The following is a 19,999-nucleotide window of genomic DNA, read 5'->3' as shown; positions in this document are numbered from 1 at the left end:
GTGCACAATAGAAGTATGTTCACGCTTTCCCAGGCAGGTGCCCTCGCCCCTGAGCTTCCGGCGACTAGTATACTGCCGGAGCTGAAAGGCGTCCTCGAGACCGTAGGAAAAGCAATTGTTACGGCAGCACCGGGATCAGGGAAAACTACTTTGGTTCCTCCTTTTTGCTGGGCTCTTGAGGACGCGCGGGCAAAAACTAGCGCCGAGGCAGCGGGGGTAATCGTGACCGAACCGCGCCGGGTTGCTGCGCGAGCGGCGGCTAGCTATCTTCAGACCTTATTGCCTCGAGATGAATGTGATCTGGCCGCGAAAGTGGCATTTTCGATCCGGGGAGAATCTACTCGCAGCCGTGATACCCGCATAGATTTTGTCACTGCCGGCCTGTTTTTGCGACGCCTGCTGGCAGATCCAGAAGTTTCTGGTATTGGCACGGTAATCATTGATGAAGTACACGAACGATCATTAGAGACTGATGTCTTATTAGCTCTGCTTTGCGAAGTACGGCAGCTGCGTCCGGAGTTGCGGATAGTGGTGATGTCGGCGACTTTAAATAGTGATCTTTTCCGTCAGGTCTTAGGGGAAGATACCCCCGTTTTAGAGGCGGAGGGCAAACTTTTCCCCCTGCAGGAAGTATTCGCACCGCCGCCAGCGCGGGTGCGCCGGATTAGTGAACGAGGAACCTCTTGGGAGTTTCGGGATTATTTGGCCGATCTGGCGTTAAACCGTCGTATTCAAGGTGACACTTTAGTGTTTGCCCCCGCAATCGCAGATGTAGAGGCGATTGCCGCTACTTTGCGGTCGCGCGCTAGTCAACCGCAGCGAATCATGACCCTGCACGGGCAGTTATCTGCCCGTGAGCAGACAAAAGTACTGTCCCAGGGCGCCTCTGCTGTTAGCGAGGACGCCCTGAAGCCGGGGGAGGGGCGGATTATTGTGGCCACTTCGGTGGCAGAATCGGCGCTTACCGTTCCCGGGGTTCGCCAAGTGGTTGACAGTGGATTATCGCGGGTTCCCAGTCGGCGCTTGCGCGGAAATGCCGGGGGACTCAGCACCTTGAGTTGCTCGCGAGCCGCGGCAGCTCAGCGTGCAGGCCGCGCCGCGCGCCTGGGACCTGGGTATGTAATTCGGGCCTATGACCAGCAAACTTATGCGCGCATGGAAGCCGATACTCAGCCGGAAATCTTGCGCAGTGATTTGGCGCAGACCTATTTGCAGCTGGCAGATTGGGGGCAAACTGACCTGGAAGTTCTGGCGCTGCCGACTCCCCCTCCGCCTGCTGCCTGGCAGCAGGCGGAGAAGGAATTACAGGCTCTCGGCGCTATAGATGCTAACTGCCGGATTACCGCTTTTGGGCGCCAGCTGGTGCAAATTCCAGCTCACCCGCGCCTGGCACGTGCCCTGATTTTGGGGGCACGTCTGGTAGGTGAGCGCCGCGCCGCCCAAGTGGTCGCGGCTTTACAGGCAGATCTGCGCAGTTCAAACGGTGATTTGTGGGCAGCGATTCAGCGTGCGGAACGTCAAGGAGATAAAACCTACCGCACTGAGCGCAGCCGTTTTGAGGCGTTGGCGCGGCGCTATCACAAAATGGATTTCATTAGTGACGCTTTTGATTACTCGCTGTTAAAAGCCACAGATCAGTTGGGACGAACCGGCGTAAACAGCCATGAAGCGCAGTCTTCGCTTAGTTTGCAACACTTTGCAGGAGATCTAGGTGTAGGGGTAGTGGTGGCGATGGCTTTCCCTGACCAAATAGGCCGGTTAACCAACAAAGCTGGCGGGTATCAACTGTCTGGTTCGGGAGCGGCTCACCTAGACAATGACAGTTCTTTGTCCACTAGTAAGTGGTTGGCGATTGCCGAAATCGGGGTGCGCGAAGGAGGGAATGATCAAATTCGTTTAGCCGCACCTTTGACTGAAGAATTAGCCTTAGAGCTGGGGAAACATTTAGTACAAGAGAAACCCTTTGAAGAATTTAGGGACGGAAAAATCTGCGCGTGGCAAGAAAGATTATTAGGAGAAATCCCTCTGCAGCGCCAGAAAGCGAAAATCCGGGAACCTGAACGCCTCCTAGAAGCCGAATATCAGCGAGTGGGACTAGATTTTCTATCTTGGAATCCTAAAGCCAGTCACTTACGTGCCCGCTTGCGCTGGGCGGCGCACTATTTGCCTGCTGTTCCGGAAGTTGGTGACCAGGATTTACACGATAATCCCCGCTTCTGGCAGGTATTGATCAGTTATTTTGCACATGGAAAAAATGCCACTAATGCCCCGGTAGCTGCCTGGCTAGACGGTCTGCTGGACTACGAATCACGGCGCAGTTTGGAGCGGGAAGCCCCTAGCGAGTTTTTGGTTCCTTCCGGCCGGCGCGCCGCTATCATTTATCCAGATGAGGTAACCAACGGTCCGCCCCGGGTGCAAGCAAAACTACAAGAGTTCTTTGGCCTGCAATCCACGCCGAAAATCCTGGGCGGAAAGGTGAACCTGGCGATGGAGATGCTATCGCCAGCAGGACGTCCGCTGGCGTTAGTGACCGACTTGGATCATTTCTGGGATGAAGTGTATCCGCAGGTGCGTGCGGAAATGCGCGGTAGGTATCGCAAGCATCCTTGGCCGGAAGACCCCCGCGCCGCTATCGCGACTGCCGCCACCAACCGCCAGCTCCGTTCCCGTAAATAAGGACGAAGGCTAGTAGTAGTGGGGGCAGGGGATAGATTTTTCCTCCCGCCCAAGAATTCGGTAAATACCAGCGGTATTTACCGAATTCTTGGGCCCACCGCGCCCACTCGGATAAAATCTATCCCCCGCCCCCGCAGTCACTCGGCGCGGATATAACCTGTTCCTCACGTCGGTTAGGTACTTGTGGCGGCAAACAGTAAAGGGCGGTGATTACTTATTGTCGATCAGGCTAGGCGGGCGTAAGAGCTTGGGCAATACCTTGGGTGTTGCCCAAGCTCTTTGGGCGGGAGACAAAAGTAATTACCGCCCTTGATGTCGGGATTCCTAATGTCGGTGCGGGAGGAAAAACCTAGCCCGCGCCCTCAGCTATTACGCATTCTAGGCTAGGGCAGCGCCTACTACCTCTTGCGCTTCAGAAATCACCTGATCTACGTGCTCATCGCCCTTAAAGGATTCCGCGTAAATCTTGTAGATATCTTCGGTACCCGAGGGGCGAGCCGCGAACCAGGCATCTTTAGTGACTACTTTCAGCCCACCGATTTCGGCGTCATTACCGGGGGCGCGCACCAGTTTGTCGGTGATATCCTCCCCGGCTAGTTTCAGGGCGGTTACGTCCTCGGAAGAAAGCTTCTTGAGCTTGGATTTCTGCTCTGGGGTCGCCGCTGCCTCGAAACGCTTATAACTGGAAGCCCCGAAACGTTCCACCTGTTGCTGATGCAGCTGCGAGGGAGAAGAACCAGTGACTGCCAGGATTTCCGAGGCTAGCAGCGCCAAAATAATGCCGTCTTTATCGGTAGTCCATACTGACCCGTCCTTGCGCAAGAAAGAGGCACCGGCCGATTCCTCGCCTCCGAAACCGATAGTTCCCGAAAGTAATCCCGGCACGAAATACTTAAAGCCCACTGGTACTTCCACCAATTTACGCCCCATATGGGCTACTACCCGGTCAATTAGCGAGGAAGAAACTAAGGTTTTACCAACCCCGCAACCCTCGCCCCACTGCGGGCGGTGCGTGTACAGGTATTCAATCGCCACTGCCAGGTAGTGGTTGGGATTCATCAACCCATCGGGGGTAACTATCCCGTGGCGATCCGAATCCGCGTCGTTACCGGTCGCAATATCGAAAGGCGTAATCCCGTCCTCGTCCGGAGCCATCTTTTGCCGCAGCGATGCCATCGCGTTGGGCGAGGAGCAATCCATCCGGATCTTTCCATCCCAATCCAAAGTCATGAAGCTGAAAGCGGGATCTACATTGGGATTGACCACTGTCAGGTTCAGGTCGTGGCGTTCTGCAATCATGCCCCAGTAATCGACTGAAGCGCCCCCTAGAGGATCGGCACCAATGCGCACGCCAGCAGAGCGAATCGCGTCCAAGTCAATTACGCTGGGGAGTGCATCTACGTATTCTCGCAGGTAGTCATGGGGGTGTACGCAATCTGCTCGGGATAAATCTGACAAAGTAGAGCGGGGAACATTCCGCCAGCCATCCTCAAGAATCTGGTTAGCGCGGTCGGCAATCCAGCCGGTAGCGTCTACATCGGCTGGCCCACCGGTGGGGGGATTGTATTTGAAGCCACCGTCGCGGGGAGGGTTGTGGGAAGGAGTGATAACGATTCCGTCTGCCACATCTGCACCCGAGGTGCGCACCTTGCCAGGCGCCCCATTGGCCTGCAAAATTGCCAAGGAAACCGCCGGGGTGGGTACATAGGAATTTCGCGAATCAATCCGTACGTCCACTCCGTTAGCTACCAGCACCTCTAGGGCGCTGCGGTGGGCAGGTTCGGAGAGGGCGTGAGTGTCGCGCCCGATAAATAACGGCCCGTTAATTCCCTGGTTGCGGCGATACTCTACGATTGCTTGGGTGATAGCTACGATATGAGCTTCGTTGAATGCGTGGTCGAAGGCGCTGCCTCGGTGTCCCGAGGTGCCGAAACTTACCCTTTGGCTAGGCTCGCTAGGGTCTGGCTCTAGGTCATAGTAGGCGGCTAGGAGGTCATCGACATTGATTAAATCTTCTGGTTTGGCTTTCTGCCCGGCTCTTTCAAACATATAGTTAGTCTCTCACTTATTTGGGTTTCTGTCTGGAAAAGTACATAGGTTTCAACCAGGTAGCTGTTCTCTATTAAATTTGGATTGTGCATCGATTCGATTGGGCTATTCGGCAAGCTATGCAGCTGGCAGCACTTGCCGGTGAGGGCGGGGATGTCCCGGTAGGTGCGCTTGTGCTCGCTCCTCGGGAAGGAGGAACGGGAGCCCTTAATGCTTCCGACGGGGATATCTTCGAGGATGAGGGCGTGCTAGGGGTAAAATCTGCAAGCAGCTTCTCGGGTAAAGCTCAAGGTGATAGCGTGTTCGAGGTTCCAGAAGAACCCGAGTTAGAGGATTGGGAAATTATCGGACGCGGATTTAACCAGCGGGAGGTCTCCCCGTTTGACCCTACTGCTCACGCCGAGATTGTGGCTTTGCGGCAGGCGGCGAGGAAGCGTGGCAGCTGGCGTTTGTCAGATACTACTTTGGTAGTGAATCTGGAGCCGTGCACGATGTGTGCCGGGGCAATCGTGAATGCCCGGGTTTCGCGGGTAGTGTTCGGCGCTTGGGATGATAAGGCGGGTGCTGCTGGCTCTGTTCGGGATGTTTTGCGAGATAGCCGCCTGAATCATCGCGTAGAAGTTATTGGCGGGGTTTTAGCGGACGAGTGCGGAGAACAGTTAAAAGACTTTTTCGCTAGTCGGCGCTAGGGGTAACCCTAGGGTTCAGCCATTTACCGGCGCTTTAATGCAGAAGTTGCATCCAATCGTCAGTTCCTTTCACTGGGGACTTCTGTGCATCCTCTGCTCGTGTTTTCTGACTCTAGTTGGGGTGCGTTTAGGTGCTTGCTTTTTGGAATCACCGGTTATTACGACAAATAGGCAGATAACTTTCCGGCAAACAGGTGGATAACTATCCGGCAAATAGGCAGATAACTTTCCGGCAAACAGGTGGATAGGCTATAGTAAAAATATGTCTGACTACTTAAAACGGGTAATTGACTACGAAATAGCCCAATTTTTTTCACAGCTGCCGGCGCTGTGTATTGCCGGCGCTAAAGGAGTGGGGAAAACCGAGACCGCCAAGCGGCGGGCTAACACCACTTATCAACTAGACCAGGTCGATACCCGCACTATTTTGCAGGCCGATCCGCAGCTTTTCCTACAGCAAAAACCGCCGGTACTTTTGGATGAATGGCAGCTGCTGCCGGAAACCTGGGATACGGTGCGCCGCGCGGTTGATGAGGGTGCACCTCCCGAAAGTTTCCTGCTAACCGGTTCCGCCAGCCCTAAATCAGGGGTACAAACTCATTCGGGAGCAGGGAGAATAGTTACTTTACGGATGCGGCCATTGACACTCTCGGAGCGGGGAATCGCTGCCCCCACGGTCAGTTTGCGCGATCTTTTTTCCGGCACTCAAAGGATAACCGGCAGCAGTGACCTAACTGCCTCCGATTATGCTGAAGCTATTTGTCAAACCGGATTGCCGGGATTTCAACATTTGCGGGGGCGCGCTCTGCGTCTGTCCATTGATTCTTACCTGCGCGACGTGATTGATAAAGATATTCTTACCCAGGGGTATCTCACTCGCACCCCGCATACTCTCCGCGCCTGGTTACGTTCTTATGCGCAGGCCACCGCGACTACCGCTTCCTATGCGCAGATAGTAGAAGGGGCTACTGCTGGCGAGGGGGATAAACCCAGTTCCGAAACTACCCGCACCTATCGAGATTTCCTGACCAAACTCTGGATTCTGGAACCCCTGGAGGCCTGGCAGCCCTTGGGGTCGGGTTGGAAACGTTTGACCAGTAGCCCCAAACATCACCTGGTAGATCCCGGTTTTGCGGCTCGCCTCTTAGATCTGGAAGCAGAGGATCTATTGCGTCCTGGCGGCGGTAATATGTATGGAGCGCTTTTTGAATCTCTCGCCCTTTTGTGCGTGCGGGTTTTCGCTCAGGCTCTGGAGGCCACGGTGGGGCATTTTCGTACTCGCGCAGGTGAACATGAAGTCGACTTAGTTTTGCAAGGACGAGGTGGAGCGCTAGTGGCAATGGAAGTAAAAACTGCAAACCGAGTCAGTGACCATGACGTTAAACATCTGCTCTGGTTACGGGAACGCATCGGACAAAATATGCGTGCCGCGGCTGTGCTTTACGGCGGAAAACAGGCCTATATGAGAAAAGATGGAATCGCAGTCATTCCCCTGGGGTGTCTGGGGCTTTAAGGGTCTGGTTACCGGAACAAATCTGCAAGGCGAGGGTGCTTTACCTCTGATCCTGCTTTAACTCGCGGAGAAGAAGTTTAGGATTCCTTGAGCGAGGCCGGAAGCGTACTGTTTTTGCCCTTGAGGGCTGGATAATCTTTGAGCGTCTTGAGGGTTCCTCATTTCGCCTAGCTCCACCATTACTGCTGGTACTTTCGCAAAATTTAGGGTTGCGAGGTCGGAGCGAGGCAGGGGTGCGGAACCGTAAATCGTTGAAGGGCTAAGCCCTGCCGCCTGCAATCCCGAGGACACGGCGCGTGCCAGGCGTTTTGACGGTTCCCCTTGGGCAGAGTTTAGGGGCGGACTCGCAACCATGACGAAGAATCCGTGAGGGGTTGGTGATTGGGTACCATTGGCGTGGATAGATAGGAACGCATCGGCGTGTTTCTCGTTCGGGATTTGTCCGCGCCGATCGACACATACCTTATCCGCATGGTCATCTTTTTTGGTCAGATGAACGCTTGCCCCTTTTCCTTGCAGTTCAGCTTGGACAATCAGGGCAACTTTCCAGTTGGCGGTATGTTCAGGATATCCGTTGTTAGTTGCAGTCCCCGACGTGTTGCATATTTTGCTTCCTCTGCGTCCATCAGGGACTTTATTGGTTAAATGTTGCCCGTTAGAGTGACCGGGATCTATTACGATAGTTTTTCCTGCCAGTGTCTTTTTAGGTTCTGGATCGGGGGTCGAGGGCGAGGTGGGAGGGGAAGCTGGGCTAGGGGAATCCTTAGCGGTAACGCTAGGAGTGGAGCTGCTAGCGATTTTCTTGGTTGCAGAGAAATCGTGGTGGTCGGTGGCGGGACTGCAAGCGCTTAGGGATAAAAGGCTGATTGCCATTACGGTGACGCCGAACCGGTACACCTTTTGGGGGGAGTAGGGGAATTTTTGGAACACGTTGTAATCCTAACTGTATTTTGAGGGCGAGCCCTAAAACGGGGAGGGGTTACGTTAATCCGCGCTGCCTCCTCTGATTCCAATCGCTAATTAAAAGAGGAGAGTGCCTAAACCTGGTGTTAGCGTTTTGGAGTGGTTCTGTAGGTTTCTCCGTAGCGAGCAAGGGTTAAGTAACCCTAGCGGTTGTGTCTGGGACTTAGGTCGATTAGAGTAGTCTTTGTAAGGACAATTAAGCCAGTCGCGGTAATGCTAATAACTTAGGCATGACCGGCGATAAGGTCAGCGGAAATCGAAGGAGATACTGACAATGGTAAAACAGCTGCAGCACTGGATTAACGGTGAATATGTGCAGGGTAAACCGGCCGGAGAAATTGAAATCGAAGATCCGGCGTTAGGTGAAGTAGTAGCTACTGTACCCTCCGCATCAAGTGAGGATCTGGATCAGGCAGTAGAACTTGCTAAAAAAGCGCAAAAAGAGTGGGCAAAACTCTCACTAGCCAAACGCGTGGACATTATGTTCAAGATGCGCCACCTGGTTTTGGAAAACCAGGACAAGATGGCAAGGCTAATCGTGCAGGAACATGGCAAGAATTACTCGGATGCGATCGGGGAAATCCAGCGCGGCCGGGAAACCTTAGATTACGCCTGTGGAATTAACGCCAATATGAAGGGCGAACATTCCTACCAGATTTCTACCGGCGTTGATATCTTCACCGTGCGGCAACCGGTGGGAGTAGTAGCCGGTATCTGCCCGTTCAACTTCCCAGCAATGGTACCCATGTGGATGCACCCGCTAGCTATCGCTACTGGTAACGCTATTATTATTAAGCCTGCCTCCTCCACTCCTTCCGCTGCCCTCTTGACCGGCGAACTATACAAACAAGCGGGACTGCCGGACGGCATTTATCAGGTTTTGACTGGAAACCGTAGCCTAGTTACCTCGATTTTGGAACACCCCGGAATTGACGCGATTTCGTTTGTGGGATCCACTCCAGTTGCCCATATCGTGCAGGATACTGGGGTTGCTCATGGCAAACGCGTTCAGGCGCTGGGTGGGGCAAACAACCACGCTATCGTAATGCCGGATGCAGATATTGATTTCGCTGCTAAGCATATTTCGGCTGCCGCTTTCGGGGCAGCTGGTGAACGCTGCATGGCACTACCGGTGGTAGTAGCAGTGGGCAGTGCCGGAGAAAAACTAGCCGAGAAAGTGAAAGCTCACGCTGACCAGATTCGGGTAGATCAGGGCATGGCCCAGGGCTGTGAGATGGGGCCGGTGATTGACAAGAAAGCACAGGAGCGGATCGAAGGGCTTATTACCGATGCTGAGGAACGCGGTGCCACTATTGTGCGTGATGGCCGCGGATTCCGGCCGGAGGGCTACCCGAACGGTTACTTCGTAGGGCCGACCATTATCGATAACTGCCCCAAGGATGCACCCGCATATTACGAGGAAATCTTTGGTCCGGTGCTGGTGATTACCCGCGCCGATTCCTATGAAGAAGCCATCGAAATCGTTAACTCCTCTCCCTTCGGTAATGGCTCTGCCATCTTCACCAATGACGGCGGGATAGCACGCAAGTTTACTCTTGAGGCTGAGGCCGGAATGGTGGGCGTCAACGTCCCGATCCCGACCCCGGTTGCCTACTACTCCTTCGGTGGTTGGAAAGACTCCCTGCTTGGTGACACTCATATCCACGGTCCCGAGGGCGTGAAGTTCTACACCAAGGCCAAGGCAATTACTACTCGCTGGCCGAGCGAATCCGGACACTATGAAGCCACGATGAGCTTCCAGCGCGAAGAAGGCTAAGAATAGCCGGAACTAAAGGTTCAAGAACATTTGATGCAGGCGCGGGTCGCCAGTCAGTTCGGGGTGAAAAGTAACCCCAATCTGACTTCCGGCCCGCGCTCCTACAATTTTGTCGTCCACTCGTCCGAGTATTTCTACTCCTGAACCCACTTCGCTAATGCGAGGAGCGCGAATGAAGGTCATTGGCAGATCGTCCATTCCCGCAAAATCAGCCCGGGCATTAAAGGAACCAAGCTGGCGTCCATAGGCATTACGTTCCACGGTCACGTCCAAGGTGCCGAGCGCCGTGCGGTCGACATCACGCTTACCCATAATCTGTTTGGCCAACAAGATTAATCCGGCACAGGTGCCTAGCACCGGCATCCCGGCTTTGACCATGTCTCGGAGCCGCTCCGCCATTCCCAGTTCAAGTAGGAGTTTTGATTGCACCGTGGATTCCCCGCCCGGCAATACCAGGCGGTTAAAACCAGTCTTTAGGTCTGCAGCTTCGCGCAGTTCAATTACCTGAGCCCCTAGTTTCTCCAGGCATTGTTCATGTTCAATGAAGGCACCTTGAACTGCCAGAACGCCAACTTTTTCCATTGAGTTTCGCTTACCGTTTCTGTTGCAGGGAATTACTTTCCGCGCTCGGCCATTAGCAGGTCAATTTCGTTTTCGTTGATCCCCACCATGGCTTCTCCTAAGTTTTCGGACAACTGCGCAATCAGCTTCGCGTCTTTGAAGTTAGTGACTGCCTTGACGATGGCCGCGGCGCGTTTAGCGGGATTGCCGGACTTGAAAATCCCGGAGCCTACGAACACGCCCTCGGCACCTAGCTGCATCATCAAAGCCGCATCGGCTGGGGTGGCTACCCCACCGGCAGCGAAATTCACTACCGGTAGGCGCGAGGAATCGTGTACTTCTTTCAGTAGCGATAGCGGTACTTCTAGCTGCTTGGCGGCTTCGAAAAGTTCGTCTTCGCGCAGGCTGGAAATCCGCCGAATCTCAGCATTCATCGCGCGCATATGGGTAACTGCCTGCACGACGTCACCAGTTCCCGGCTCACCCTTGGTGCGAATCATGGTTGCGCCCTCACCAATGCGGCGTAGCGCTTCGCCCAGGTTACGTGCCCCACACACGAAAGGTACTTTGAACTGAGTTTTATCTATGTGGTAGATATCGTCGGCGGGGGAGAGCACTTCTGATTCATCGATATAGTCGATTTCGATAGCCTCTAGCAGTTGTGCTTCTACAAAATGCCCGATGCGGCACTTCGCCATTACCGGGATAGAAACTGCTTCTTGGATTCCCTTGATCATTGCTGGGTCGCTCATCCGGGAAACACCGCCGGCGGCACGGATATCTGCGGGAATGCGCTCTAGTGCCATAACGGCTGCCGCGCCCGCATCCTCTGCGATCCGCGCCTGCTCGGGGGTGGTAACGTCCATAATCACGCCACCCTTTAGCATTTGCGCCAGTTGACGATTGAGCGCCACCCGTTCTTTCGGGTCGTTTGATTCCTGGACGCTGGAAGCGTTGCCGGTTTCCATTTTCCGTTCCTTCTTTCTGTGAGTGACCTTGTGGGTTGGCGGCGCTAGGCGACGCATTTTGCCCTCTATGCATCTACTTTACAAACTAACCTAGGGAAATAGGTATTTTATTGGGCAAACACGCATCTAGCGAACAAGGGTAGACCAGAGGCGCTACTTCACTCGAGAAAATTTAACTGAGTAACATTCTTGACAGCCTCCTTTAACGCGCGTTAAATAAAGGTAGGCAGACTTGAGTGGCAGCAGAGTCTGTAAAGGGGAAACTCGGTAGGGTCTCGACATAGCGAAACGTTTCGGCTAAACTGAGGATGTCCAATAAAAAAGCGGAGCGAAGAGGCCACTGCCTGCGGGAGAAACCTCGAAAACCGCCCTGCGAAATAAAGTCACCGCCAAGTACAAGGAATGAATAAATGGTCAAGATCGCCCTCGACCCCAATATGTATTACTGGTTCATGCCAGTTTCGCAAACCCTGCATAAAGCCCGGGAGCTAGGGTTTGATTACGTGGAGTTGTCGCCCACAGCAGATTTTCACTTTTGGCATCACTACCCCAAAGCCGATGACGCCTATGTGGCCGAACTGAATAAGGCGCAAAAAGAATCTGGGGTCAAGATCGCTACCTTGAACCCGGTTTTCAACTGGTCCAGCGTAGATGAAGAAGAACGGCAAGCCCAGGTGCGCAACTGGCGTAGGCTGTTAGAAATTGCCGATCAGCTAGACGTTCGTGAGATCGTTTCAGAGTTTTCTGGCGACCCTAACACTCCGCGGCGCTGCGAGCATCAGTGGTACAAGTCTATTGAAGAACTCACCCCGGATTTCGAAAAATATGGGATCCAGTTGCAGATGGAAGCGCACCCCTATGACTTCGTGGAGCTACATGATCCGGCCATCAACCTGATCCGCGGAGTAAATAAGCCCTGGGTTGGGTATGAATACTGCGCCCCGCACACCTTCCACCTTTCAGACGGTAAAGGTGATGTGGAACGGATGCTGCGTTCTGCTGGTGACCTACTCAAAGAAGTACATATCGCCGATGTATTCAACCACAAGGCCTTCGATGGCAATCGTTACGTAATTAATCCTCCGGGAGTTGATGCGCGGGTACACCAGCACAATGAGATCGGGATGGGAGAAGTTCCCTGGGACGAGCTGTTTAGCACCCTGCGGGATATGAACTTCGATGGGGTGCTATCTCTGTGTGTATTCGGTTGGCATGACCGCGCTGACGAAATCAACAAGAAGATGATTGCCCGGGTAAAGAGCGAATTCGGACAGTAATCGTTATTCGATAAATCGATAGGAATTGGTTTTTCCGAGGGCGTAGCTGGCGTCCTCGGAAAACTACCTTTTAGGGTTGCTGTCCTTAGGAAATAGCAGTCAAAGAGATTAAACCCTCCCGGTTTACCTGCGCGTATTCGGGTAAAAGCAATGTGTATTCTAGGACGCTATCGGTTAACGCCAAAATGTGGTTCAGCGGTTGCGATTCGCCGCTTCTAGGGTTATTTAGCGATAATCTAAAAGCAACACTATGAAACAAAAACTAACTATCTCCGATGTGGCCAAGGAAGTGGGAGCCGCCATTTCCACGGTGTCTGTTGCGCTGTCTGGGCGACCCGGAGTCTCAGATAAGCGACGCGCGGAAATACAGCGCGCCGCTTTTGAAATGGGGTACCGACCCGATCGGCAGGCTGCCCTTATTCGCCTGGAACGTACCCATCTGTTGGGTGTGGTGTTCTATATGGAGCAAGAGTTCCAAATATCGCTTATGGATCCGCTCTACCGCTACGCCGAAAAACACGGATATCGCCTGGTGGCAGCTGGTTGTGTGGGGCAGCGCAGCGAAATGGATTGCTTCGAGTCCTTGATGCAAGACCGCTGTGAGGGGATTGTGCTAATAGGTACCAAACTTTCTGCCGAGGATTTAGAAAAAATTGCGGCAGTGATTCCCCTAATTACCTTGTGCCAAGAAGTTGGTTCCACCAGTGTGGATGCTGTGGTGTCTAACGATGCCTATGGGATTAAAAAATCCTTTGACTACCTGTGGGAACAGGGCTTTCGTGACATTGTACATATCAGGGGGGACAATCAAACCAATGCGCACGTACGGGAAGCCACCTTTAAGCAATGCCTTGCAGATCGGGGTTTAACCGCAGATGAAAGTCCTTCGTTGCGGATCTATCAAGGCGGGCAAAATACCGGTGATGGGGCGCGGGTTGCCGATCAGATATTACGACAGGTTCGCACCGGAGAACGAGAGATGCCGCGCGCAGTGATGTGCTTTAACGATCTGTGTGCGCAAGGATTCATGATTCGGATGTGGCAAGAAGGCGTAAATATTCCCCAGGAAATCGCAGTGATAGGTTTCGATGACACCCCGATTGCCTCCGAACCCTATGTGGAACTAACCACCGTGCGGCAAGACCGGGAGGAACTGGCCAGCTTAGCTGTTAAGCGACTGGTAGAGCACGTTGAATTCTTCTTTGATAAAGAAAACTATGGTAAAAAATGGGATGCGATTGAAAACCAAGTAGCCACTCGCCTGATTGTACGCAAAACAGCGTAAGAACTTGAAAGCTGAAAATTATTTCTGGCCGTTATAGGTGGCTGCTGGCTAATCGCCACAATTATTTGTTGACATAAAAAAAGGGGGGGGCGGGTTCGAAGATTTTCTTCGAACCCGCCCCCCCTAGATTTAAAGCGATCAGATTTTTAAAGCGACTAGGTTAGTCAGATTAAAAACCAGGGAGTACTGCCTTATCCGCCCACTCCTTTTCGATGAACGCCTTGACTTCCGGAGAGTGCAGCAAAGTGTCCAGCTTCTTAATCGCCTCGGTCTTTTCGGAATCCTTTTTCCAAACCAAAATATTTAGCGCAGGATTATTCTTGGTAGATTCCAGGATCAAGGCTTCAGAGGGCTTTTTGCCTCCAAGTTGAGCAAAGTTACCGTTGATGACGGCGATATCTAAGTCAGCTAGGGCGCGCACTAGCTGCGGACCTTCTACTTCAGGCAGCTCGAATCCGCGGGGATTGTATTCTTTAGACTTGGCAATTACCGATACCTTCTGCTGCTTTTCATCCTTCGGTAGTTTAATCAAACCATTGTCAGCCAGTAGTTTTAGGGCGCGCGCCTGGTTAGTGGGGTCATTGATGATCCCAATCTTGGCGCCGTCCTTCAGCTCCTTAATATCTTTCAGCTTTTCGGAATAAATTCCAAGCGGCTCTAGGTGGATTCCCTTGCCATGCTCGAACTGCCATTTGTTCTTGGCGGTCTGATCATCGAAGTAGGGAACCGTCTGATAATAGTTGGCATCCAGATCCCCAGAGTTTAAGGCTTCATTCGGCTGGACGTAGTCGGTGTATTCTTTGACTTCCAACTCGATGCCCTGCTTTTCAGCCAAGTTATCGGCCACGTAACGTAAAATCTTCGCATGTGGATCAGGGGAAGCCCCTACGATCAGTTTGGTGTCGCCGCCAGCAGAATCGCTTCCACCGCAAGCTGCAAGTCCCAGTGCTAAGCCGGCAGCTCCAGCTGCGGCCACAATTTTCTTCCAAGTTTTCATTTTTCTTTTCCCTTTAAATGGTTGTTTTTTAGGTAGTTTACAAAGTTTTCTTACCCGCCCTCACCAGCGTCTACGAAATGGACTAGGGAGGGGGATTCCTGGATAGCAAGTGCCACTCCAGAAAAAATAACTTTTATCGAAAACCGCTAAGAGCGGTAAGAATCTCCGACTGGTTTTCCCTTAGCGGTGATCTACCAGCCGGCTAAGCATATCGCCTAGCCACTGTACGATGACTACGATCAGCAGGATGTCGATAACCACGATTAGCATCACGTCACCCATAAACTGGTTGTAACCATAGTTTATGGCCAGAGCGCCCAGACCACCGGTACCTAAAGTACCTGCCATCGCCCCATAGCCAATCAAAGAAATCAAAGTGACGGTAACTGACTGGATGAGGGCGGGCAGTGCTTCGCGCACCTGCACCCCCATCATGATTTGCCAATTGGAAGCCCCCGCCATTTTTGCGGCCTCCAATTTGCCACTCTCCACTCCCTGGACATTGGATTCGACCAGGCGGGCGAAGAATGGTGCCGCCGCGAGTGTTAGCGGAACTACTGCCGCTTTCCATCCCAAAGTGGTGCCCACCAGTAGGCGAGTAAAGGGAAGAATCGAAATCATCAAAATGACGAAGGGTAGGGAGCGCCCCACATTCACGATGAATCCCAACACCGAGTAGAGCACACGCGCGACTTTAGACCCTGACAGTAGCCCCGCGGGAGCGGTCGCCACCAGCAGCAGACCAATAGGCAATCCCAGCAGAATCGAGAATAATCCCGACCAAAGCGACATATAAATGGTTTCTAAAGTGGCATCTAGCAGATTATTAGTAATCACCGGATTGGAAAACCAGCGGCCAGAGCTATCCGCAGCTAAGGGCATCATGGACACAACCTGTGAGGTAGTAGCGGTAAGACTCATGCTCGCACCTCCGTATAGATGTGATGATTTTCCATTTCGCGGATAAAAGCGTCCAGTCCTGTAGATTTCACCCCGACAGCTAAGCGGCCCACTTGTGTGGTTCCCACAGTTTCAAAAGTTCCGGCCACGATATCTCCGCCCAATTGGGCAACCAGATCCATAACTTTCGATCCGGTGGGCACTCCTGGCGAAGACGTAAAAGCAATATCCACTACCGAGGCAGGTTCGCCATCCAAAGTAACCTTGTCATCAACATTTGGAGGCGGAACCAGATCCTTAGCCAGACGCGAAGAGTGCGACTTGACTACATCCGCTACCGAACCCGTCTGCACGACTTTCCCATGCTCCAGCAAAGTCACGTGAGTGCAAATCTCGCGGATCACGCTCATTTCGTGGGTAATGATCACTACGGTGACCCCCAGGCGGTCATGCACATCTTTAATTAAATGCAGGATCTGCTGGGTCGATTCCGTATCCAAAGCGCTGGTAGGTTCGTCGCATAGCAACACTTGTGGTTCATCGGCAAGTGCCCGGGCGACCCCTACTCGCTGTTGTTGCCCCCCGGAAAGCTGAGAGGGGTAAGAGGAACCCCGATCATGCAGTCCCACCAAATCCAGGAGATTTTGTACCCGCTCATGACGTGCCCCGCGTTTTTGCCCCGCCAAATACAGGGGGTAGGCAATATTGCCGGCGGCAGTACGTGAATCGAGCAGGTTAGCTGCTTGAAACACCATCCCGATAGAGCGACGAGCCTGGCGCAAATGCTTTTCAGACAGGTTAGAAAGATTTTGTCCTGCCACCAAGATTTCCCCCGAAGTGGGATGTTCTAGCGCAGTCAAGCAACGAATCAGCGTAGATTTTCCGGCTCCGGATTGCCCCACGATGCCATGAATTTCCCCGGCTCCAATTTTCAGGGAGATACCGTCGAGGGCATGCAGCTTGTCTTGCTTTTTGCGGGGATAAATTTTGTAAACATCCCGCAGCTCAATCAACGGCTTTTCCGCTTTAGCGTTGCTCATAAGTTCCTTCCCATCGGTCCTGGCATTAGCACCGTCTTATCGGTTGCTGCAGTGCGCGAGCCAGGTCTCTGCACTGCTCTTGATGGCTACGTTCAGACTAAAGCCCCGAAAAGCAAAACACCAATTATTGAGACGGCTTGTAGTTGCTTTCACGTTTTCGTTAGCATGGGGCTATGAAAGAAACAGCGATCAAATCGATTCAGTGGTGGTGGCTCGCCTAGGCGGGTCCTTTCTTTCAGGCATTTGTTTAACCCGCCCAGTGGCGGGTATTTTTTTGTCTCCCGCCAGCGGAAACTATTTAATAGAAGTGATATTTCATTGAGGAGCATAAAATGACTGATAACCCCAAAATCCAGCCTTTAGGATTTCCGATCAATAGCCATATCCCTTCTCGCTGGTACAACCTGGTCGCTGATTTCCCGGAGCCGATGCCTCCCTACCTGAACCCGCAGACCCGCCAACCGATTACCGCGAAAGATTTAGAGCCGCTATTTGCCCCCGGCCTCATCGAACTAGAGCTGAGTAAGGAACGCTATATAGATATTCCTCAGCGGGTTCGGGAACTGTACACTAATTTCCGTCCTGCACCGCTTTATCGCGCTCATAACCTCGAGCAGGAATTAGGCACTAAATGCCGTATCTACTACAAATACGAAGGTAATTCTCCTGCCGGATCCCATAAACCGAACTCGGCATTAGCGCAGGCTTACTACAATGCAGTGGCCGGGATTAAACGGCTCACCACGGAAACTGGTGCCGGCCAGTGGGGAGCGTCCCTGGCGATGGCATGCTCGATGCTGGGGATGCAATGCGAAGTGTGGCAGGTACGTACTTCCTATGACCATAAGCCCTATCGGCGCTTGCAAATGGAAGTCTATGGCGCTCAATGTCACGCCTCCCCCTCCGAATTAACCGAGTCGGGGCGTAAAATCCTAGCCGAAAACCCCGATACTTCCGGGTCTTTAGGGATGGCGATTTCGGAGGCCGTAGAATCTGCGGTTTCGGATCCGCAAGCTCACTACGCCTTGGGCTCGGTTATGAACCAAGTGATTATCCACCAGACGGTAATCGGCCTCGAGGCGCAAACTCAACTGGCAGCAGCCGGAGAATCCGGAGTGGACTTCATATTCGGATGCGCGGGGGGAGGATCTAACCTGGGCGGTCTGGCTACTCCCTTTATTGGAGAGAATCTGCGTGAAGGCAAGAACGCCCGGGTAGTGGCCTGCGAGCCGGCTGCCTGTCCTTCGCTCACCCAAGGCGAATATCGTTATGACTTTGGGGATATGTCGGGACTGACGCCTCTAATGAAGATGTACACCTTGGGGCATGACTTCGTTCCTGATCCGATTCATGCTGGTGGCTTGCGTTATCACGGGATGGCGCCGATGGTGTCTCACGCCTATCACTTGGGATTAATGGAGGCGCGCGCCTATCCGCAAGAAGAAACCTTTGCGGCCGGTCTGGAGTTCGCGCGTGCCGAGGGGATTATTCCCGCCCCCGAATCTACCCACGCGATTGCCGGCGCTCTGGACTTTATCCGTTCGGGGCAGGCTCGTGACGGTCAGGTACTCTTGATCGGACTTTCCGGCAACGGGGTACTCGATTTGGCGGCCTACCACCAGGTGCTAAAGAAGTAACTGAACTTTCGGTAGCGGCGACGAGGTTTTCCTCGTCGCCGCTACCTATTTGCGCCAGGTGCGATTTTGTTTATCGAGGACGCGAACGGCTTCTTCTAGGGCGCGGCGATCCAGTTTTCCGCTGGGTAGCTCAGGAAAGTGAGGGAGCAGAGCCGCCGCGCGGGGCAGATGTGAGGACGGCAAGTGCTCTCTAAGGGATTCACGCAGTTCGTAGCCTAACTGAGCAAGGTTGGGAGCAGTGGTGGGTTCGGCGGTAGGCAAACCGACAGAAGAAAAAACAGCGCAAAGTATCTGCCCCCATTCCTCATCCTTGAGGGCGCAAAACTCTAACCCGGGAAAACCCACCTGTTCGGCAGCGCGGGTCACCAGCGGTAAAGAGATGTTTTCCCCTCCAGAGATAATGGTGTCATCCAGGCGTCCGAGTACTTTTAAATGAGCAGGGCTGTACATGTCGATAATGACAGCCGTATCCCAGAGCTCATTCTTCTCCGCTTTAATGCCCTCATTCTCGTCTGCAAAAACTATCTTGCCAGTATCGTTGGTGGCTAGCCAGCTGGTACTGGAAAACTCGCGGATTTCTGGATCCGATTCTGCCTCCAAATAGCCGCTCATCAAAGTGGGGGTAGCCAGCCAAATTCTGCCCTCGTTGACCGCAACGGTAACTCCGGGCAGCGGCATGCCGTCATAGACACAGCCTCCGCAAGTTTCGGTCATCCCGTAGGTGGTGACCAGATTTAACCCAGCCGCGCGTCCAGCGGAAAGTAGTGAGGAGGAAATATGGGCTCCCCCTACCAGGATCGCAGAGCATATCTGCAAAGCTGCAGTAGTTTTGGGATCGGCAAGGGCGCGACGCAGCTGAGTGGGAACCAGCGACAGATAGACGGGAACGTTATCCGCGAAAATGTTTTGCAGTGCCTCCCGGAGTCGAGAGAGCTTAAAACCGCCGGTCATATCGATAGTTACCGGTTCAGTTCCGCCCGCATAGGCGCGAGCAATCACCTGGAAACCGGCGATATGATCCCTAGGAAGTGCTGACACCCAGATACCGTTTCCTCCCAGACGCTGCGCGGTCGCCCGATGGGAAGCCTGCAAAGCCTCCAGAGATATTCCCACCAGGCGCCCTCCGGGTTTCGTAGACCCCGAGGTGGAAAGGATAAAACTGACCTGGCTAGGGAGGCGGCGCAGACGCTGTGCTTGCCTCAGCGCCCATGAGGGAGAAAGATGCTCGGTGCGTGCCGGGAAAAATATTGGGTGGTAATCGGCCAGAATCCTTAACGCGAAAAACGGTTTAGCTGGCACGGCAACCGCGGATAAATCAATAGTGGGTAGGGAAGTGAAACTATCCGGCCAGAGGGCGGCGCGTAGCGCGGTAAAGAATAAGGTATCGCGCGCAGGATTATCGGATACTGGCAAGAAAATCAGTGGACGCGGTATAGAGTCCTCGGTTTCTTCTCTCAGTTTCTTGTCTGCATCCAGTTCGCTTTGCAACCAGACAATTTGCGGAGCAGGTTCTTGTTCTCCACTCTGGAAACCTTTAGCGCCATTGCCCTCCTGAGGAGCTAAAATTTCACTGGCTGCCCGAGCCTCGGCACTCGGTGGGGGAACAATGCGCAAAGTCAACCTCCGTAAATAAACGTTACTGCCCAGTCTATCGCCAGTTCCCGCCA

General features: G+C 53.3%; 15 protein-coding genes. 7 read left to right on the top strand and 8 right to left on the bottom strand.

Annotated elements, in window-relative coordinates; translation table 11 throughout:
- Window positions 1-15 precede the first annotated feature (15 nt).
- Window positions 16-2,676, top strand: coding sequence for an ATP-dependent helicase HrpB (gene hrpB / locus E6072_RS07085; protein ID WP_316694729.1), 2,661 nt, complete (start codon window positions 16-18; stop codon window positions 2,674-2,676).
- A gap of 378 nt (window positions 2,677-3,054) precedes the next feature.
- On the opposite strand, the gene pgm is transcribed toward hrpB, so the two are convergent.
- A complete protein-coding gene (gene pgm / locus E6072_RS07080; RefSeq protein WP_316694727.1) occupies window positions 3,055-4,725 on the bottom strand; it encodes a phosphoglucomutase (alpha-D-glucose-1,6-bisphosphate-dependent) in 1,671 nt (556 codons plus the stop codon).
- Window positions 4,726-4,811: 86 nt separating this feature from the next.
- Between pgm and E6072_RS07075 the strand changes: the two genes are divergently transcribed.
- Window positions 4,812-5,414, top strand: a complete 603-nt coding sequence (locus E6072_RS07075) for a nucleoside deaminase (RefSeq protein WP_316694725.1) — start codon at window positions 4,812-4,814, stop codon at window positions 5,412-5,414.
- A 262-nt stretch (window positions 5,415-5,676) separates the two neighbouring features.
- Window positions 5,677-6,927, top strand: a complete 1,251-nt coding sequence (locus tag E6072_RS07070; RefSeq protein ID WP_316694723.1) for a DUF4143 domain-containing protein — start codon at window positions 5,677-5,679, stop codon at window positions 6,925-6,927.
- 57 nt (window positions 6,928-6,984) lie between these two features.
- On the opposite strand, the gene E6072_RS07065 is transcribed toward E6072_RS07070, so the two are convergent.
- Window positions 6,985-7,800 (bottom strand): N-acetylmuramoyl-L-alanine amidase, encoded by an 816-nt coding sequence (locus tag E6072_RS07065; RefSeq protein WP_316694722.1) that lies wholly within the window; start codon window positions 7,798-7,800, stop codon window positions 6,985-6,987.
- 364 nt (window positions 7,801-8,164) lie between these two features.
- Here E6072_RS07065 and E6072_RS07060 point away from each other — a divergent pair, with 364 nt between their 5' ends.
- The gene (locus tag E6072_RS07060) at window positions 8,165-9,667 is read left to right on the top strand and encodes a CoA-acylating methylmalonate-semialdehyde dehydrogenase (RefSeq protein ID WP_316694721.1); all 1,503 of its coding nucleotides are present in this window, start codon (window positions 8,165-8,167) and stop codon (window positions 9,665-9,667) included.
- 12 nt (window positions 9,668-9,679) lie between these two features.
- Here E6072_RS07060 and pdxT read toward each other — a convergent pair whose 3' ends face one another.
- Together pdxT and pdxS are read right to left on the bottom strand one after the other, a co-directional pair.
- Window positions 9,680-10,249: a pyridoxal 5'-phosphate synthase glutaminase subunit PdxT gene (gene pdxT / locus E6072_RS07055; RefSeq protein ID WP_316694719.1), complete on the bottom strand. Its 570-nt coding sequence runs from the start codon at window positions 10,247-10,249 to the stop codon at window positions 9,680-9,682.
- 32 nt (window positions 10,250-10,281) lie between these two features.
- The gene (gene pdxS / locus E6072_RS07050; RefSeq protein ID WP_316694718.1) at window positions 10,282-11,196 is read right to left on the bottom strand and encodes a pyridoxal 5'-phosphate synthase lyase subunit PdxS; all 915 of its coding nucleotides are present in this window, start codon (window positions 11,194-11,196) and stop codon (window positions 10,282-10,284) included.
- Between the two features lie 410 nt (window positions 11,197-11,606).
- On the opposite strand from pdxS, the gene E6072_RS07045 reads away from it, so the two are divergent.
- Together E6072_RS07045 and E6072_RS07040 are read left to right on the top strand one after the other, a co-directional pair.
- The gene (locus E6072_RS07045; RefSeq protein WP_316694716.1) at window positions 11,607-12,473 is read left to right on the top strand and encodes a sugar phosphate isomerase/epimerase; all 867 of its coding nucleotides are present in this window, start codon (window positions 11,607-11,609) and stop codon (window positions 12,471-12,473) included.
- A gap of 250 nt (window positions 12,474-12,723) precedes the next feature.
- On the top strand, window positions 12,724-13,758 hold the full coding sequence (locus E6072_RS07040) for a LacI family DNA-binding transcriptional regulator (protein WP_316694714.1): 1,035 nt from the start codon (window positions 12,724-12,726) through the stop codon (window positions 13,756-13,758).
- Between the two features lie 169 nt (window positions 13,759-13,927).
- On the opposite strand, the gene E6072_RS07035 is transcribed toward E6072_RS07040, so the two are convergent.
- The 3 genes from E6072_RS07035 to E6072_RS07025 all read right to left on the bottom strand — a co-directional run bounded on the left by E6072_RS07035 (window position 13,928) and on the right by E6072_RS07025 (window position 16,695).
- The gene (locus tag E6072_RS07035; RefSeq protein WP_316694712.1) at window positions 13,928-14,755 is read right to left on the bottom strand and encodes a MetQ/NlpA family ABC transporter substrate-binding protein; all 828 of its coding nucleotides are present in this window, start codon (window positions 14,753-14,755) and stop codon (window positions 13,928-13,930) included.
- Between the two features lie 180 nt (window positions 14,756-14,935).
- A complete protein-coding gene (locus E6072_RS07030; RefSeq protein WP_278613034.1) occupies window positions 14,936-15,676 on the bottom strand; it encodes a methionine ABC transporter permease in 741 nt (246 codons plus the stop codon).
- Window positions 15,673-16,695 (bottom strand): methionine ABC transporter ATP-binding protein, encoded by a 1,023-nt coding sequence (locus tag E6072_RS07025; protein ID WP_278613032.1) that lies wholly within the window; start codon window positions 16,693-16,695, stop codon window positions 15,673-15,675. Before E6072_RS07025 ends, E6072_RS07030 begins: the two co-directional genes overlap by 4 nt.
- Before the next feature lie 332 nt (window positions 16,696-17,027).
- Between E6072_RS07025 and E6072_RS07020 the strand changes: the two genes are divergently transcribed.
- Window positions 17,028-18,332, top strand: coding sequence for a TrpB-like pyridoxal phosphate-dependent enzyme (locus E6072_RS07020; RefSeq protein ID WP_316694709.1), 1,305 nt, complete (start codon window positions 17,028-17,030; stop codon window positions 18,330-18,332).
- Window positions 18,333-18,377: 45 nt separating this feature from the next.
- Here E6072_RS07020 and E6072_RS07015 read toward each other — a convergent pair whose 3' ends face one another.
- On the bottom strand, window positions 18,378-19,952 hold the full coding sequence (locus E6072_RS07015; protein WP_316694708.1) for an AMP-binding protein: 1,575 nt from the start codon (window positions 19,950-19,952) through the stop codon (window positions 18,378-18,380).
- Between the last annotated feature and the right edge of the window lie 47 nt (window positions 19,953-19,999).

This window comes from Varibaculum cambriense (genome assembly GCF_032557235.1).
GTDB lineage: Bacteria > Actinomycetota > Actinomycetes > Actinomycetales > Actinomycetaceae > Varibaculum > Varibaculum cambriense_C.
Note: the sequence above shows the minus strand (reverse complement) of the source record. Positions and strands in the feature narration are given on the sequence as shown.

What these genes read in the sequence shown, in the direction of transcription:
- hrpB (WP_316694729.1), top strand. Translation starts at nt 16, where the DNA reads ATGTTCACGCTTTCCCAGGCAGGTGCCCTCGCCCCTGAGCTTCCGGCG.
- pgm (WP_316694727.1), bottom strand. Translation starts at nt 4,725, where the DNA reads ATGTTTGAAAGAGCCGGGCAGAAAGCCAAACCAGAAGATTTAATCAAT.
- E6072_RS07070 (WP_316694723.1), top strand. Translation starts at nt 5,677, where the DNA reads ATGTCTGACTACTTAAAACGGGTAATTGACTACGAAATAGCCCAATTT.
- E6072_RS07065 (WP_316694722.1), bottom strand. Translation starts at nt 7,800, where the DNA reads ATGGCAATCAGCCTTTTATCCCTAAGCGCTTGCAGTCCCGCCACCGAC.
- E6072_RS07060 (WP_316694721.1), top strand. Translation starts at nt 8,165, where the DNA reads ATGGTAAAACAGCTGCAGCACTGGATTAACGGTGAATATGTGCAGGGT.
- pdxT (WP_316694719.1), bottom strand. Translation starts at nt 10,249, where the DNA reads ATGGAAAAAGTTGGCGTTCTGGCAGTTCAAGGTGCCTTCATTGAACAT.
- pdxS (WP_316694718.1), bottom strand. Translation starts at nt 11,196, where the DNA reads ATGGAAACCGGCAACGCTTCCAGCGTCCAGGAATCAAACGACCCGAAA.
- E6072_RS07045 (WP_316694716.1), top strand. Translation starts at nt 11,607, where the DNA reads ATGGTCAAGATCGCCCTCGACCCCAATATGTATTACTGGTTCATGCCA.
- E6072_RS07040 (WP_316694714.1), top strand. Translation starts at nt 12,724, where the DNA reads ATGAAACAAAAACTAACTATCTCCGATGTGGCCAAGGAAGTGGGAGCC.
- E6072_RS07035 (WP_316694712.1), bottom strand. Translation starts at nt 14,755, where the DNA reads ATGAAAACTTGGAAGAAAATTGTGGCCGCAGCTGGAGCTGCCGGCTTA.
- E6072_RS07030 (WP_278613034.1), bottom strand. Translation starts at nt 15,676, where the DNA reads ATGAGTCTTACCGCTACTACCTCACAGGTTGTGTCCATGATGCCCTTA.
- E6072_RS07025 (WP_278613032.1), bottom strand. Translation starts at nt 16,695, where the DNA reads ATGAGCAACGCTAAAGCGGAAAAGCCGTTGATTGAGCTGCGGGATGTT.
- E6072_RS07020 (WP_316694709.1), top strand. Translation starts at nt 17,028, where the DNA reads ATGACTGATAACCCCAAAATCCAGCCTTTAGGATTTCCGATCAATAGC.